The 1,802-nt window shown below is 43.2% G+C and carries 3 protein-coding genes; 1 reads left to right on the top strand and 2 read right to left on the bottom strand.

All coding sequences use genetic code 11. From position 1 onward, the window contains the following. On the bottom strand, window positions 1-317 hold a 317-nt coding region (locus PLA23_RS13080), incomplete at its 3' end, for a hypothetical protein (protein WP_324475483.1). A gap of 134 nt (window positions 318-451) precedes the next feature. Here PLA23_RS13080 and PLA23_RS13085 point away from each other — a divergent pair. Next, complete coding sequence (locus PLA23_RS13085; RefSeq protein WP_324329225.1) at window positions 452-1,066, top strand: carbonic anhydrase; 615 nt, start codon at window positions 452-454, stop codon at window positions 1,064-1,066. Window positions 1,067-1,125: 59 nt separating this feature from the next. On the opposite strand, the gene PLA23_RS13090 is transcribed toward PLA23_RS13085, so the two are convergent. Continuing rightward, complete coding sequence (locus PLA23_RS13090; protein ID WP_324329227.1) at window positions 1,126-1,533, bottom strand: SLOG family protein; 408 nt, start codon at window positions 1,531-1,533, stop codon at window positions 1,126-1,128. Window positions 1,534-1,802 lie beyond the last annotated feature (269 nt).

The raw sequence follows: 1,802 nt of genomic DNA on the forward strand, positions 1-1,802 counted from the left end.
CCCTCCTTCATCTGTCCGGCAGCTGATTCAGCAGCCATGCGGATCTGTTCCTCAAACGGGATCTTTCTTTTTACATGCACGACCCCGCCATCTGGAATATTGAGTTTTTTGAGATCCTCACCACTTATCCGGATTGTCCCTTCATCAACCAGTTCATCAGCGAAAACGGTCAGAGTAAGGGTTGCCCCTGCATCTGTGCTCACTTCCACCTCTGACTGATCCTCTATTGAAAGGAATGAAAGGAGTTTTTCATGAATGCGGGCTCTACCGTGACCGGGCATTGCCCGTTTCACTGCCTGCAGGGTTGCTTCCTCCATGAGGTTTATTCAGGTAATAACCCTTTTTAATCTTTCGGTTTCGATACTGGTGGAACATCAAATCGCAATATATATTGGCTCTTCAGTTTACGATCTTTAATCCTTATGTCAGTAAGGACCCTGGGAGATCACACATGGGTATTGAAAAGTTAATGGAAGGTAATCGGACCTTCGTTGAAAATGAGTATGCAGAGAATATTGAATATTATAAGGCGCTTTTAAAGGGACAAAACCCTCACGTTATGATGATCGGGTGTTGTGATTCACGGGTCGCCCCTGAAATAACCTGTCATGCAAAGCCTGGTGAGATCTTTGTTCATCGCAACATTGGTAATATTGTCCCACCAGGTGACTGGAATGTGGGAACTTTTCTTGAATATGGGATTCGTCATCTGAAAGTAAATACACTGGTTGTGTGCGGTCATGAAGAGTGTGGTGCCATGAAAGCGCTTGCCAGTAAGAAGAGTGGTGATGACACCCTGATTCCAGGATGGCTCAGACATGCCCACACCGCTCTTGATGTTGTTGAGAGTACGGGTGAGAGACCATCGGATCCAGAGGAAGCACGAAAATGGCAGTCAGAACTTGAGATTGAGAATGTCAGACTGCAGCTTGCAAATCTTCGGACCTATCGTGTGGTGAAGGAAGCAGAAGATGCAGGAACGCTTCGGATTGTCGGGCTTTACTACCGGATGTCTACAGCTCAGCTGGAAATTATCGATCCTGGAAAACCAATAAAGACGGAGTAGATGAATGAATCAGGGCAGGTTTCCCCCTGCTTTTTATATAAATATGTGATATAAAAAAATCAGATGGCAGTCGGATGTACTGCCGGCTGCTTTGATCCGATGATTATCTCTTCAGCGTATCCAACGGTCTTGATAGTAAGATTGTTCTTTTTTGCTTCTGCAATCAGGTTTTTAGATTCTTTGGATGCTCCATTTGACAGGACTAATAGGTGTGTACCATACTCTGCCATTCGCGCGTCACGGACCATACCTGCAGCATTCAAATCATCCTGCCAATTCGGCTCAAACTCTTTGTATGCGATATTATTCTGGAAAGCATACTCACGTGCAATGAGGTCAACACCGGTAGATCCACCAGTTATAATCTCATCGACACCATTTAATTCTTTAATATATTTCGCGATTTCGTTAGAAACCGCCGAAAATTTCCGGCATGTCCGTGGACCCGAGATAATTAATTTTTTCATGCCCTTAATAATTTCATATAATTATATAAAACCTTTTTTTATCACCAATTGTCCTGAACAATCAGATACCGGAAACCTTTATGCTATATTTTCCTCTAATCTGTAAATCCGGTTCGATCACTCGTATCGTCCTGAATTTATTCTTATATCAATAGGCTGTATCAACCCCTCGAATGTGGCTTTATGTCAGAATTATATCTTCTCATAGTACTCCTCTATGCTCTTTCAGGGGCAATTCCTCTTTGCATCCGAAAAAAAAGAATATGGTC

The organism is Methanospirillum sp. (genome assembly GCF_035406105.1).
Lineage (GTDB): Archaea > Halobacteriota > Methanomicrobia > Methanomicrobiales > Methanospirillaceae > Methanospirillum.

Excerpts from the sequence above, each read along its gene's own strand:
- PLA23_RS13090 (WP_324329227.1), bottom strand. The coding sequence starts at position 1,533 with ATGAAAAAATTAATTATCTCGGGTCCACGGACATGCCGGAAATTTTCG.
- PLA23_RS13085 (WP_324329225.1), top strand. The coding sequence starts at position 452 with ATGGGTATTGAAAAGTTAATGGAAGGTAATCGGACCTTCGTTGAAAAT.